This is a genomic window from Streptomyces avidinii (assembly GCF_014650695.1).
Lineage (GTDB): Bacteria > Actinomycetota > Actinomycetes > Streptomycetales > Streptomycetaceae > Streptomyces > Streptomyces avidinii.
In genome coordinates this window covers 45,393-59,417 of record NZ_BMVL01000023.1, presented here as the reverse complement: position 1 = coordinate 59,417, position 14,025 = coordinate 45,393, and the positions used below count along the sequence as shown (strand labels likewise).

9 protein-coding genes are annotated in these 14,025 nt (G+C 75.3%); 8 read left to right on the top strand and 1 reads right to left on the bottom strand.

Going from position 1 to position 14,025, the window contains the following annotated elements; all coding sequences use genetic code 11:
- Positions 1-32: 32 nt before the first annotated feature.
- From IE257_RS35960 to IE257_RS39060, 6 genes are all read left to right on the top strand, one after another.
- Positions 33-2,786 (top strand): lantibiotic dehydratase, encoded by a 2,754-nt coding sequence (locus tag IE257_RS35960; RefSeq protein WP_189974054.1) that lies wholly within the window; start codon positions 33-35, stop codon positions 2,784-2,786.
- A 44-nt stretch (positions 2,787-2,830) separates the two neighbouring features.
- Positions 2,831-4,045: a lantibiotic dehydratase C-terminal domain-containing protein gene (locus IE257_RS35955; RefSeq protein WP_189974053.1), complete on the top strand. Its 1,215-nt coding sequence runs from the start codon at positions 2,831-2,833 to the stop codon at positions 4,043-4,045.
- The gene (locus IE257_RS35950) at positions 4,042-6,057 is read left to right on the top strand and encodes a hypothetical protein (RefSeq protein ID WP_189974052.1); all 2,016 of its coding nucleotides are present in this window, start codon (positions 4,042-4,044) and stop codon (positions 6,055-6,057) included. Before IE257_RS35955 ends, IE257_RS35950 begins: the two co-directional genes overlap by 4 nt.
- On the top strand, positions 6,054-7,964 hold the full coding sequence (locus IE257_RS35945; RefSeq protein WP_189974051.1) for a TOMM precursor leader peptide-binding protein: 1,911 nt from the start codon (positions 6,054-6,056) through the stop codon (positions 7,962-7,964). Before IE257_RS35950 ends, IE257_RS35945 begins: the two co-directional genes overlap by 4 nt.
- A 30-nt stretch (positions 7,965-7,994) precedes the next feature.
- Positions 7,995-9,794 (top strand): thiopeptide-type bacteriocin biosynthesis protein, encoded by a 1,800-nt coding sequence (locus IE257_RS35940; RefSeq protein WP_229920867.1) that lies wholly within the window; start codon positions 7,995-7,997, stop codon positions 9,792-9,794.
- A 125-nt stretch (positions 9,795-9,919) separates the two neighbouring features.
- Positions 9,920-11,671 (top strand): PKD domain-containing protein, encoded by a 1,752-nt coding sequence (locus tag IE257_RS39060; RefSeq protein ID WP_189974049.1) that lies wholly within the window; start codon positions 9,920-9,922, stop codon positions 11,669-11,671.
- Positions 11,672-11,778: 107 nt separating this feature from the next.
- Here the strand turns inward: IE257_RS39060 and IE257_RS35930 are convergent, their stop codons facing one another.
- Positions 11,779-12,816, bottom strand: coding sequence for a PP2C family protein-serine/threonine phosphatase (locus IE257_RS35930; protein WP_229920866.1), 1,038 nt, complete (start codon positions 12,814-12,816; stop codon positions 11,779-11,781).
- A 553-nt stretch (positions 12,817-13,369) separates the two neighbouring features.
- Here IE257_RS35930 and IE257_RS35925 point away from each other — a divergent pair.
- Both IE257_RS35925 and IE257_RS35920 read left to right on the top strand, forming a co-directional pair.
- Positions 13,370-13,531 carry a hydrophobic protein gene (locus tag IE257_RS35925; protein ID WP_189974047.1) on the top strand — a complete coding sequence of 54 codons (162 nt, stop codon included), beginning with the start codon at positions 13,370-13,372 and terminating at the stop codon, positions 13,529-13,531.
- 163 nt (positions 13,532-13,694) lie between these two features.
- On the top strand, positions 13,695-14,025 hold a 331-nt coding region (locus IE257_RS35920; protein ID WP_189974046.1), incomplete at its 3' end, for a PRC-barrel domain-containing protein.

Sequence of the window (14,025 nt, the reverse complement as noted above, 5' to 3'; positions counted from 1 at the left end):
GCGCGCCGCACCCACCCACAGGACGGGAACCCATGCCGCACCCGGATCCGCAGCCGCACCCCACCCCCGGCACCGACGGCTACCGGGTACGATCCGCGCCCTACGCGCTGGCCCGCGCCACCGTGCTCGCCCACCCGGCCCAGCACCCGGCCCCGGCCGCCTTCCGCGACCTGCTGGCCCGCCTCCACCGGCTCGACACCGAAATGGCCCTGACCGCCGCACCGCTCTGCGACGACCTGTACGCCGCCCGCGACGGCCACCCCGCCGACTTCCACCGCGACGTCGTCCTGCCCCTGCGACGGGCCCTGCACAACGGCCGTGAACCCCGCCCCGCCGTCCTCGCCCGCCTCGGCGACCTCCCGGACCGCCTGCCCCGGCTCGCCGCCTGGCTCACCCTGCGCGCCGACCGCGACACCCTCCTCACCGCCCTCGACGCCGCCACGGACCCCGCCCTCGACGCCGAACGCGCCGCACTCGCCGCCCTCTGCCGCGAACCCGCCCTCGCCAAGGCCACCGCCCTGACCAGCGCCGACCTGCTGCGCGCCGTGAACCGCGCCGCCACCGGAGCCGACGACCGCCGGGCCCGCAAGGAGGAGCCCACCGTGCTGCGCTACGCCCTGCGCGCCAGCACCAAGACCAGCCCGCTGTCGTGGTTCACGGCGGTCGGATGGGGCCCGCTGACCGCCGCCCCCACCCCCGGCGCCGCCCCCTACGACGGCCCCGCCCGCCCGGTGACCTCCTGGGGCGCCGCACCCCTCCTCGACGGCCCCCTGCGGTCCGTCGTCACGGCCAACCGCACCCTGACGACCGCGCTGACCCTCGCCCTCCTCGACGCACCGCACCGCCGCACCACCCTGCCCCACCGCATCACCAGCACCGCACGGACCGCCGGCGGGCGGGCCGCGTACTCCCGCGACCGGCCCTCCTTCGCCGGCGGCCGCTACCTCGTCCCCGGCGAGGACGAGGCGGAGGTGGCCTTCGGCGGAGCACTGCGCCTGCTCACCGGCCTCGCCGAGAACCCCGTACCGCTCGCGGAGCTGACCCGGCACCTGGCCGCGGCGCTGCGCCCCGCCGGCGCCGGCGACGACGACGGCGGCGGCGGCGGCCGGGCCGCCGCCTTCCTCGACCGGCTCGCCCTCGCCGGCCTGCTGGTCCCGCAGGACCCCGTCCCCCCGCAGGACCCCGCCCCCCTGCGCCGCCTCGCCGCCTGGCTACGGTCCTTCGCGCCCGGCCACCCCCAGGACGCGCAGCGCGCCGACCGGATCGCCGAACTCGACTCACTGACCGCCCGGTTCGCCACCACCCCGGCCGCGGAACGCCCCGACCGGCTCACCGACCTCACCCGGCGCTGGACCGCCGAACTGGCCGCCGCAGGCCGGCCCGTCCCCACCGCCTCCGCCCCGCTGACCGTCCTGTCCGAGGACGTGGTCGCCCCGCGCCCGCTGGCGCTCGACGGATTCCTCGCCGCCGCCGACCACGAGGCGCTCGGCGAGGTCACCGCCCTCGCCGAACTCTTCGACCTCGGCCATCTCGTCCGCCGCACCGTCCGCGACCGCTTCGTCGAGCGCTACGGCCCCGGCGGACGCTGCGCGCACCCCTGGGAGTTCGGCGCCGACGTCACCGCCGCCTGGGAGTCCGCCGGCCGCATCGCCCTCCTTGACCCCGCCGACCGCGACGCGTTCCCCAGCGCGACCGAACCACTGGCCAGGCTGCGCGCCGAGATCGCCGACGCGCTGCGCGACCGGAGCGGCCCTTCCGGCCACCACACCCCCGACCCCGTCGGGGACCCCGACGAGGTGCTGCTGCCCGCGGACACCCTCAAGACCCTCGGGGAGCGGCTCCCCGCCCCGACCGTCGAACGGCCCCTCAGCTACGCCTACTTCCTCCAGCGCGACCCCGCCTCCGGGCTGCTGGCCGTCAACCACGTCTACGGCGGATGGGGCCGGTTCGCCAGCCGCTTCCTGGATTCCCTGGACCCCCGCGCCACCGCCGAGGTGTCCCGGCAGATCCGGCGCGGCCTCGCCCCCGGCGCCCGCCCCGCCCAGATCCGCCCCGTCGGCGGGTTCAACGCCAACCTCCACCCCCTCCTCGTCCCGGACGAGATCGGCCCCGACCGGCACCGCACCCCGATCTCCGAGACCGACCTCGAACTCGTCCACGACGAAGCCACCGACCAGGTCCGGATTCGCCTGCGGGCCACCGGCGAACCGCTCGACGTGCTCTACCCCGGCTTCCTCGCCCCCGTCCTGCTGCCGGCCCGCATCGCCGCCCACCTCGGCGACCACCCCGGCGGGGTCGTCGACTTCCGGCCCCTCGCCCCCCGCCGCGCCCTGCCCGCCCCCGGCGGCACCGTCACCCTCAGCTCCCGGCTCCGCCACCGGCACGTGGTCCTCCAGCGCCGCCGCTGGCTGCTGCCGCCCGCAGTCGTGGCCCGGCTGCGCGCCGACCTCACCGCCGACACCCGCCCCGGCCGGGTCCCCGCGGCCGCCGCCGCCCACTGGCGCGCCCTGCTCGGCCTGCCCGAGCAGATCTTCCTGCACCCGCTGGCCGGCGCCCCCACCGGCCGGGCCACCGAGGACTTCCTGAGCCGGCTGGCCCGCCCCAAACCGCACCTCGCCGACCTCGGCAACGCCCTGCACCTGCGCTGCCTCGCCAAATGGCTCACCCGGCACACCGACGGCGTCGTCCTCGAAGAGGCACTGCCCGCACCCGGCGGACTGAACACACCCGCCCGGGCCGTCGAACTCGTCCTCGAGGTCTACCGCGACGGACGCCCGGCCCGATGACCCGCCCGCCCGGCCCGCAGCACCAGGAGAGGAGCACACCGGACATGCCGACCCCCGACCCCGAAACCCCCGCACCTGCACTCGCACCGGCAGGAGGCGAGGACCACGACCCGCGCGACAGCTGCGCGCTGGACGTCGTCGCCTACTACCACCAGCCGGTCAAGGCCCCCCTGCTGCGCGAGGTGATGCTGCCGCTCGCCGCCTCCGTTGCCGCCTCCGCCTCCGCCGACGGGACCGTCGCCCACGTCGAGCGGCACTGGCTGCACGGCCCGCACCTGCGGCTGCGCCTGCAGGGCACCGATCCCGCCCGGGTGGCGCACACCGCCGAGACCGCAGCCGCACGCATCAGGGCCCGGCTGCGCGACCACCCCTCCCACAGCGACCTCACCGAGGCCCAACTCCTCCAACAGGCCGCCGAGTCCGGACGCGCCGAACTCGTCCCCCCGCCCTACGGGCCGGTCCTCCCCGACAACACGGTCCGGATCGAGCCCGTCGACCGGTCCTCGGTCCGGGGCCTGCTCGGAGCGGACGGGACCCGCCTGCGGGAGGACCTGCTGCGGTCCGGCCTGGACGCCCTGCGCTCCGGCGCCGACTTCCTCGGCCGGCACCAGGACACCGACCGGGCCCGGCTCCGCCTCGCGGTGACCGCCCTCGCGGCCCACGCCTGCACCCACCCCGGCGGGCTGACCGGCGGGCACTGGTCCTACGTCTCCCACCTGGAGGACTTCCTGCTCCACGACGACCCGGACGGAAGGCTGCGCACCGCCTTCGAACGCCACTCGGAGCGCGCCGGGCACACCGCGACCGCCCTCGTCGGACGGATCGCCGACGGGCACACGGACGACTGGGAACAGGCCTGGGCCGGCTTCTCGCAAGGCGCCTGGCACCTTGCGCAGGAGCGCCACGACGCGGGCGCCGACCTCCACGGAGACCCCCTCGCCTACCGGGTCCGGGCCGCCGCCACCGGCGACACCGCCGCGTACGAGCGCTGGAACCAGGACATCCGCACCCGCTACAGCGAGTTCCACCGCCTGCTGCGCCGCGCCGACCCGCAGGGCGCGATGTGGAGCCGCCCCGACTACCTCATCCACCGGGCCTGCACGAACGCCCTGTACCGGCTGCTGACCATCTGCGACGTCCGCCCGCTGGAGCGCTACCTCGCCGCGCACCTGGTCGTCCGCGCCGTGCCCGCCCTGACCGGCTGCGACTGGCGCACCGAGATCGGCGCCGTCATCGACGCGGTGGAGGCACGGACATGACCGGCACGAACCCCGGCACGGGCGGTCGCGCGAGCGGCGACGACCGGCCGCCCCTCGACGCCCGGCCGCACCCCGGCGACCGGCTGCGCCCCGGCACCGCCGTCACACCGCTGCGCGCTGGCCTGCACCTGCGGGGCCGGCGCGGCAGCGTCACCCTGGAGGGCAGCACCGCCGTTCCGGTGGTGTGGGGCCTGCTGGAGGAACCCCTGCGCACCGGGGGCCTGGCACAGTTCCGGGAGGGCCTGGAGCCGGGCTCGTCCGTCCGTACCGCCGTCGACACCCTCGTCGGCCGCCTCGCCGAGCACGACCTCCTCGTCCCCGCCCCACCCGCCGCCGGGACACCGGCCCCCACCGGCCCGGCGGATCCGGCCGTCGCACGGTGGATCGACGCCACGGCCGCCCACCCCGCCGACGCGGCCGCCGCCCTCGCCACCGCCCGGGCCGAGGTCCTGGCCCGCGACCCGGCCTCCCCGGCCGCCACCGCCGCGGTACGCGCACTGGAGGCCGGCGGTGTGCCCGTCACCCCCACCCGCGACCCCGGGCTGCCCGTGGACCGGGTCCTGCTGACCGTCCGCGGTGCCGGCCGGGACCGGACGGTCGCCGCCGGACGCAGCGGCAGCACCGGCTACGTGACCGCCCCCGGCAGCGCCGCCCAGGCACGCGCCGACGCGGCGGCCCTGGAGGCCCGACTCGCCCACGCCGCCGACGCCGACGGGGAGGCCGGAGCAGCGCCGACCGTCCGCGGTGCCGGCCGGGGGAGGACGGTCGCTGCCGGACGCAGCGGCAGCACCGGCTACGTGACCGCCCCCGCCGGCCCCGCCCGGGCACGCGCCGAGGGGGAGGGCGGGCAGGGAGGTGCACCGCAACCCCACGGGACACCGGGCGCGTTCGCCGCGCTGCTGGCCGGCGCCGCCGCGCACCGGCTGCTGTGCGCGGCCGCCGCACTGCCCGACCCGGCCGCCGAGGGAGACGACCCGCGGCTGCTCCCGGGGATCCCCGCCGTCCTCCTCGCCGACGCCCGCCCTGCGCGCGCCGACCACCACAGTTGGCTCGGCCCCCGGCGCATCGACGCGGACCGCCACGTCCGCCTCGCACCCCCGGCCGACCTCACCGAGGCACTGCGGCGCATCGCCGCCCTGGGGGAGCCCCGCTGCGGACCCCTGCCCGAACCCCTGCCGGGGGACCTGCCCCAACTCCCGGTCCCCCTCGCCACCTGCACACTGCCCGGCCCCGGCCCCGGCCCCGGCCCCGGCCCCGCCATCCGGGACACCGGAACGCCCCGCACCCTGACCGGCGGCGCGCCCCGGCTGGACCTGGCCCGGCTGGAACTGTTCTGCCGCGCCGCCGAACTCCTCCTCGGGGACGACGCGTTCACCGTCGGAGCCGGTCCGGGGCACGCCCGCGGCCGCGCCCTGCGCCACGCCGCCGCCCGCCGCCTCGCCGCGGCCGCCCCGGACGGGCGCACCGCGGTGGACCCGGCCCGATGGTCCGGCCACCCGCAGCTGCGCCACTGGTGGAAGACGCTGACCGACCGGCTCGACATCGCCGCGCGACTGGAGGTGCACCGGGCGGCCCCCCGCGCGCACGCCTACCGGGCCGTGGTCCGCCGCACCCCGGCGGGCCCGGGGCACGGGCCGGGCCCGGTGCTCGGCGAGGCCGTCGAGGCCACGCCCGGCGACGCCGCGGCCTTCGCCGCGCTGGCCGCCGTCACCGCCGCCGCCGTCACCGCCGCGGCCGGGCCGTCCGCCGCCCGGCCCCGCCCTTCCGGCGGCGCGGTCGCCCCGCTGGCGGCGGCCGGGGCACGCACCGCCGCCTGGGAGGACCTCGGCTGGAGCGGGGGCTGGCTCGCCGACCTGGCCGGGCGCGAGGAAGCCTTCCAGGACACCCTGCACCGGCTGTCCGGAGCCGGCCCCGCCGCCCCCGCCCCCGCCCCCGCCCCTGCCCCCGAACCCGCCGGCCTGCTGCGCTCCTTCGGCTTCACCGTGCTGCGCACCGCCGAGGAGACCCGATGACCGCCCCCGCCCCGGCCCGCACCCCCGTTCCCGTACTGGACGCCCCCACCGCCCTGGCCACCACCGCCGGCCGGGCAGCGGTCCTGCTGACCCACTGGACGCTCGGCCTCGCCGAGGAACTGAGCCGCCACGCCCTGCGCCGGCCCGTGGCCCTGGTCCCGGTCCGCCACGACGGGCCGCTGGCGGTGATCGGACCGGTACTCCGGCCGGGCGGCGCGGCCTGCCTCGTCTGCACCGAGTACCAGCGGCTGGCCACCGCCGGCGGCCGCGTCCCGTGGCAGAGCCCGAAGCTGACCCTGGCCGGAGTGCCCTCACCGGCCCTGACCCCGGCCGTGGAGGCCCTCGTACAAGAACTCCTCGACCAGGAACTCCTCGACGAGGAACCCCTCGACCAGGACGGCTCGGCCGTCGTCCACATCGTTCACCAGGGACGCGCCACCTGGTCCACCCACCGCGTCCGCCCCGTCGGCGGCTGCGACGTGTGCCACCCGCTGCCCTCGGACACACCGGCCCGGCTCCGCCCGCTGCCCTCGGGGCCGCGCCCGCTGCCCGACCCGGCCCTCCTGCGCGGCGCCAACCCCCGTACGACCGGCGCCGCACTGCGCACCGCCCTGTACGACGAGCGGTTCGGGCCCGTACGGCGGCTGCGCCGCTCGGAGGACTCGGCGTTCAGCCTCACCAGCGCGCTCGTCACCGACGGCCGGTCCGTCGACGACGGCGGCCACGGCCGGGCCCGCACCTACGCCGACAGCGAGCGCATCGCCCTCTTCGAGGCCGTCGAACGCCATGCGGGCATGCGCCCCACGGGCCGCCGCACCGCCCTGCGGGCCTCCTTCGCCGAGCTGGGCCCCGACCGGGCACTGGACCCCGAACGGCTCGGCCTGCCCGACCCCGCCCACCACGGCCACGCCGGCTCGCCCACCGTCCCGTACACCCCGGACCTGCCGCTCCACTGGGTGCACGGCTGGTCCCTCACCCACCGCAGACCGACCGCGGTCCCCGAGCACGTCGCGTACTGGGACGTGCCGGGCCCGGACCGCCCGCGCGTCGTCTACGAGTCCTCCAACGGCTGCGGCCTCGGCAACAGCCCCGAAGAGGCCGCCCTGTACGGGCTGTTCGAGGTCGCGGAACGCGACGCCTTCCTCATGGCCTGGTACGCCACCACCCCACTGCGCCGCATCCGCCCCCCGGCCGAGGACACCGACACCCTGCTGCTCGCGGACCGGGCGGCGGCCGCCGGCTACCGGCTCCTCCTCCTCGACGCGACCAACGACTTCGCCGTCCCGGCCGTCCTGGCGGTCTGCCGCTACGAGGGCGGCCGGCCGGACGCGCCGCGGATGTTCCTCGCGGCCGGCGCCCACCACGATCCGCGCGCCGCCATCCGCTCCGCCGTCGCCGAGGTCGTCACCAACGTCCTGGAGGCACCGCACCGCTCCTTCGCCGAGGGAGGACCGCGCGACCCCGAACGGCTGCGGCCCATGCTGGAGCGCCCCGAACTCGTGCTCACCCTCGACGACCACGTCGGGCTGAGCACCCTGCCGGAGGCCGCCCCCCGCCTGGAGTTCCTCTTCGCCGACACCCCGATCGTGCCGGTCGCCGAGGCCTGGCCCGGCGCCCCCGCACCGGTCCCCGACCTCGGCGACCTCCTGACGCGGACCGTCGACCGGCTGGCACGCGCCGGACTGGAGGTGATCACCGTCGACCAGAGCGAGCCGGGGCTGCGCGAGAGGTTCGGCCTGCACTGTGTGAAGGCCATTGTCCCCGGCGCGCTCCCGATGACCTTCGGGCACGTCAACCGGCGCACCCTCGGCCTGACCCGGCTCCTGGAAGTGCCCCACCGCCTGGGCCGCACGGCCCGGCCCGGGCGCCACGAGGAACTGCCCCTGCACCCCCACCCCTTCCCCTGACCCGACATGCGACGACGAGGACCGGACGACGTGACGACGACCGACACAGGCACGGCCACCACGACCGCCACGGCCACGGCCACCGACACGGCCACCGTGACCGACACCGCCACGGCCACCGGCACCGGCACCGGCCCGGGCACCGGCACCTGGCAGAGCCACCACCTCTTCCTGCACTCCACCACCGAGGACACCGACCGCTTCCTGGTCCGTGACGCCGCCCCGCTCCTCGACGGCCTCGTGGCCGCCGGCGAAGCCACCGACTGGTTCTACATCCGCTACGGGCAGGACGGCCCCCACGTACGGATCCGGGTCCGTACCACCGCCCAGCTCCCCGAACTCCCCGGCCTGCTGGCCCACAGGGCGCGGCAGGTGCCCGCCGTGCCCGGCCCCTGGCCCTCCCGGCACGGCGAGGCCCGCGCCCTGCCCTACGCACCCGAAACCCGGCGCTACGGCGGACCGCAGGCGCTGCCCGTCGCCGAGGCCGTCTTCGCAGCCTCCACCCGCACCGCCCTCGACGTACTGCGGGCCCTGCCCGACGGGTCCGCGGCCGCATCCCGGCTCACCGCGGCCGCGGACCTCGCGCACACCACGGCGTACGCACTCGGCATGGACCGGCTCACCGCCGCACGCTGGCTGCGCGCGCACGCGGCGGGCTGGCGCTGGGTCACCGAGGTACCGCTGCTGCCCGCCGCCGCCGTCCACAGCCGGGTCAACACCGTCCACGCGGCGCAGCGCACCACCCTCGGCGGACGCGCCGCGGACCTGCGCGACCGCCTCCGGGCGGGCACGGCGGCGCCCTGGCTGGCGCACTGGGCCGAACGGGTCCGGGAGGCCGACGCGCAGCTCGACGGCCTGCGGGAGCGGACCCGGGCCGGGGTCTGGGGCTCGCAGCTGCACATGCTGTTCAACCGGCTGGGCGTGAGCCCCGACGAGGAGCGAGCCGTGTGCAGGCTGGCCGCGCGCACCCTGCTGGAGACGCAGGACGCCCCGGCCGGCTTCTTCCCGCCGGGCCACACCGCCCCCGACCTGCAGTACCTGGAGCGCAGCAAGTTCCAGATCGGCCGCGGCGAGGACTCGGCCCTGCGCCCGTCCGCCCCCATCGAGGACACCGCGCCGGCCACGGCCGTCGCCGCCGAAGTCCCGCTCCCCGCCGATCCGTTGCCCGAGGTGTCCCTGGGCGCCGTCCTCGCGGCCCGCTCCTCACTCCGCGGCGCCCTCACCGGCCCCCTCGACACCGGCACGCTCGGCGCCCTGCTGTGGCACTCCCTCGCCGACAGCGGCCGCAGCGAGCAGCAGCACCTCACCGACGGCACGACCCGTACGCCGACCCACCGCCCCTACCCCAGCGCAGGCGCCCTCCACACCGCACGCGTCCGCCTCCTCGTCCTCGACGTGGCCGGACTCCCGGCCGGTACCTACGACTGCGTCCCCGAGCGCCGGACCCTGCGCCGGATCGGCCCGGTGGCACCGCAGGAGGACATCACCGCCCTGTCCACCTACCTCTCGCGCCCGTCGACCGACCCGGACTGGATCGGCATCGCGCAGGCACCCGTACTCCTCGCCCTCTACGCCGACCTCGGCCTGCTGCGCCGCCGCTACGGACTGCGCGCACTGCGCCTGGCCCTCCTGGAGACCGGCCACCTGGCCCAGACCCTGCTGCTCACGGCGACGGCCCTGGGCCTGGGCGGAACCCCGCTGGGCGGTTTCCACGACGACCTGGCCCACGAACTCCTCGGCCTCCAGGACCCGGACCAGCCCCTCCAGTACCTCCTGCCCCTCGGCCGCCGCACCCCCCCTCCTGTCGATCGCAAACCGCACAGCCGGTAAAGCATTGGCCCCTATGGAGTGAATCGCGTCAGAACCCCGTGACCCTTGGCCGGAACTTTCCATACGGTGGCCGCTCTTCGCTCATCACCACAACTGGGGGGCCGGTGCGCAACCACCGACTCGTAATGACCGCTGCCCTCGTGGCCGCAGGTCTCGGCATGATCCCGGGCACCGCGCAGGCGGCGGATCCCGTACCCGTCGCGGCCGGCGTGGCCGAGGCCATAGCCGGGGCGTCCACCTCCGAGGGCTTCCACAGCCCGGCCGACCGCACGATCCGTACCGCCCTGCCCGCCGCCGCGGGCAGCGGCAAGGCCAACGCCAAGACCGCCGCACCACAGACCGCGCAGACCGCGCAGACCGCACAGACCGCGCAGACCGCACAGACCGCGCAGACCGCGCAGACCGCGGAAGCGGCCGCACCGGACGCGGGAGCCAACCCGACCCTCGCGGTCGACGTCAGCGGCACCAGCTACACCGCACACGGCATCGAGCTCACCACCCTGATCACGAGCGCCGACTTCGCACTCGGGGTCGTCATCGACTGGGGCGACGGGAAGACCGACACGACCACCGCCCAGGGCGCCGCCGAACTGCACCACTCCCACACGTACGAAAAGTCCGGCGAGTACCAGGTGAAGGTGACGGTGACCGACACCGCCAATGCCGTCCAGGCCACCAACGGAGGCGCCTTCCTCACCCCCGGCTCCGACTTCACCCCGCACACCCCGACCCGGCTCCTCGACACCCGCTACGGCACCGGCACCGGCGCACCCGCCGCCAAGGTCCCGGGACAGGGTTCCGCCCGGGTGAAGGTGGCCGGCAATGCCGCCGTCCCGGCGGGCGTCACCGCGGTCGTCCTCAACGTCACGGTCACCGAGACCGTCGACAGCGGGTACGTGACCGCGTGGCCCGGCGCCGGCTACGACCGCCCCGGTACCTCGAACCTGAACTACACGGCCGGCCGCTCCATCCCGAACCTGGTGATCGTGCCGGTCGGCGAGGACGGGCACGTGGAGCTCTACAACGGCGGCCAGCAGCCGGTCGACCTGATCGCCGACGTCACCGGCTACTTCACCCGGGCCTCCGCGGACGGCTACACCTCGATGACGCCCGCCCGGTTCGTGGACACCCGCGAGGGCCTCGGCACGTCCCCGGGCAAGCTCGCCGCACGCACCGCGTTCACGACCCCCATCAGCGGGCTGCACGGGGTGCCCGAGAACATCACGGCCGTGGCGCTGAACGTCACGGTGACCGAACCCGGGGGACTGGGCCACCTGACCGCCTTCTCCGGCGAGGGCCCGGTCCCGACGGCATCGAACCTGAACTTCCTGGCCGGCCAGACCGTCGCGAACGCGGTGATCGTGCCGGTGGCCCCGGACGGAACGATCAAGATCTTCAACGGGGCCTATCTGCCGGCCCACGTGGTGGTCGACGTCGTCGGCTACTACAGCAAGGACAGCAAGGCCGCCTTCCTGCCCTTCACCCCGTTCCGCACGCTCGACACCCGCGAGGAGGCCTACGGCTGGCCCGGCGGCAGGTTCCGGGCCCGCGAGTACATCACCCAGGGATTCACGCCCGAGGCCGCGACCGCGACCGGCGTCGAGGCCTACGTGCTGAACACCACCGTCACCGAGACCGGCGGCGACGGATTCCTCTCGGTGGCACCGAGCCCCTACCCGCTGCCGGCGCCCGGCGAGCCCGCCGCACCCGCCGGACCGCGCCCCGGCTCCTCCACCCTGAACTGGACGACCGGCGCGATCGTCCCGAACCTGGTGCAGGCGAGCGACGGCGAGCACGGCGTCATCACCTTCTGGAACCAGGGCTACCAGGACGCCGACCTGGTACTCGACGTCTTCGGCGTCTACCAGTCCAAGTAACCCGGTAACCCGGTAACCCGGTAACCCCCGAGGGGCGGCACGCACCCGCGCGCCGCCCCTCCGCACACCGGGGGCGGGCCGAACCGCAGGCCCGGGGGCTCGGCGGCTCAGGGCCTGCACAGGCGCACGGCGAGGGCGGCGATGTCGTCGTCGAGACGTCCTCTGCTGTAACGGAGGAGGTCGCGGTGCAGAGCCGTCAGCAGTTCACGGGGCGGCGTGGGGGGCTGCGCACTCATCCAGGTCGTCAACGGGAAGAACTCGCCGTCGCGAGCGCGGGCCTCGGCGATCCCGTCGGTATAGAGCAGCAGCAGGTCGTCGGGGGCGAACTCGAAGAAGTCGACGCTGTACCGGTCGCCGATCAGGTCCGCGAGGCTGAGCAGCGGCGAGGGGGTGGTCGGGTCGAGGGCCCGGAGTTTCCCGCGGTTCAGGAGCAGTGGCGGGGGATGCCCGCAGTTGAGGATGCCGATACGGCTCCCCTCGTGCGGGATCTCGACCAGAAGGGCGGTGGCGAAGCGCTCCATCGGCCCCTCGGGGGGAAACGCGGCGTTGTAACGGGTGCTGCTGGCGTCCATACGGCGCGCTACGTCGACCATGTCGCTCTCGCCGTAGGCGGCCTCCCGGAAGGCGTTGACGATCGCCGCGGCCGCCCCCACCGCAGGCAGGCCCTTGCCCCGCACGTCACCGATGAGCAGCCTGACCCCGTACGGCGTGTCGACCACCTCGTAGAAGTCCCCGCCGATGCGTGCCTCGGCCGCGGCCGCCAGGTACAGCGACTCGATCTCGATGCTGCCGAAGCGGCGCGGCATGGGGCTGAGCACCACCTGCTGCGCCGCGTCGGCGACGAGCCGTACCTGGAAGAGGGTGCGCTCCCGCTGGAGCCGGACGTGGCTTCCGTACGCGGCGGCCACGGTGACCGCGATGATCCCCGCAGCCGTCCACCACGTCCCCAGATCGGGGAAGACCAGACTGAGGCCGATCATCAGAAAGAGGCAGACCGTTCCGAGCAGGACGGTGGGGAGCACCGGCCACATGGCAGCGGCGAGGGCCGGGGCCGCGGGCAGGAGGCGACTGAAGGCCATGTCCGGCGGAGTGTTGTAAGCCAGGCTGGCGATGACGACGGTCAGGATGACCGGCGACAGCCGCACAAGTCTTCCCGGGCCGGGGCGCCGGCGGTGCCGCGGCCGTCCAGACTCGATCACACTTCACAGAATATCTACGTAATGAGGGCAAAGCGCTCTGGCGATCAGAGCCGGCCGCCCGCTCCGGGTGACCAACGGGCCCGCCGCGGCGCCGGGGACCTGCGTACACGCCCGGTATCCGGGCCACCGCCGACCGGGTCATCGGGGCCCTGGAGGACCTCGCCGCCCCCGGTCGCACCGGCGGCCGAGCGGTAGACGACACGGTCCGTCTAGTTACAGGCAGTATCCGTCCGCAACGGATATACATCCGATCCTGGTGCCGGCAGACACCACGAAGGCCCCGACATCGACTCGGGGCCCTCGTGCACTTCGCTGACCTCTCGGTTCAACGACCCGGACGGCCGGGCGTCACGCCCACTCCGGCGAAGCCTTCGGCGCGAGGTCGCATTCGGGCCCGCGCCGCGCAGCCCGCGTGGCACAGCCGGCCGGAACTCCTCATGGAATCCCGGGTGTATGACGGGAAACCCTGGGCATTCGACTGTCCGGAGGTTTGATAATCATGGTTCCCCTGCTTCTTGTTCTTCTGCTGATCCTGATTCTCGCCGGTGCGGGTTTCGCGGTGAAAATCCTGTGGTGGTTCGCGATCGCGGTCCTGATCCTGTGGCTGATCGGTTTCGTGGCCCGCCCGAAGACCGGCAGCGGACGCTGGTACCGCTGGTAGTCCGCGGGCCGGAGAGCCGTTCCCCCACCCATGGATGCAACCCGTTCGAATGAACCGGTGATCCGGGGGCACACGACGAAAAGGACGACGCACGAAAGACGTACACGAAAGACGAGGGCCGAAATAATGTCGGTCCTCAGGTAATTCGGAGGAGTTGTTTCGCGTGACTGAGAACGTATGGAGCTACAAGTCGACCGCGGGCCGTCTGCAGGCCACGGACCTCACCGGCTACAAGGTCGAGGCCACCGACGGCAGCATCGGCAAGGTCGACAAGCACTCCGACGAGGTCGGTGACGCCTACCTGGTCGTCGACACCGGTGTGTGGATCTTCGGCAAGGAAGTCCTGCTGCCGGCGAGCACGGTGATCCGGATCGACGAGGCCGACCAGAAGGTCTACGTCGACCGCACCAAGCAGCAGATCAAGGACGCACCCGAGTTCCACCGGGACAAGCACCTCGGTGACACCGGCTACCGCGAGGAGCTCGGCACCTACT

Excerpts from the sequence above, each read along its gene's own strand:
- IE257_RS35960 (WP_189974054.1), top strand. The coding sequence starts at position 33 with ATGCCGCACCCGGATCCGCAGCCGCACCCCACCCCCGGCACCGACGGC.
- IE257_RS35955 (WP_189974053.1), top strand. The coding sequence starts at position 2,831 with ATGCCGACCCCCGACCCCGAAACCCCCGCACCTGCACTCGCACCGGCA.
- IE257_RS35950 (WP_189974052.1), top strand. The coding sequence starts at position 4,042 with ATGACCGGCACGAACCCCGGCACGGGCGGTCGCGCGAGCGGCGACGAC.
- IE257_RS35945 (WP_189974051.1), top strand. The coding sequence starts at position 6,054 with ATGACCGCCCCCGCCCCGGCCCGCACCCCCGTTCCCGTACTGGACGCC.
- IE257_RS39060 (WP_189974049.1), top strand. The coding sequence starts at position 9,920 with ATGACCGCTGCCCTCGTGGCCGCAGGTCTCGGCATGATCCCGGGCACC.
- IE257_RS35925 (WP_189974047.1), top strand. The coding sequence starts at position 13,370 with ATGGTTCCCCTGCTTCTTGTTCTTCTGCTGATCCTGATTCTCGCCGGT.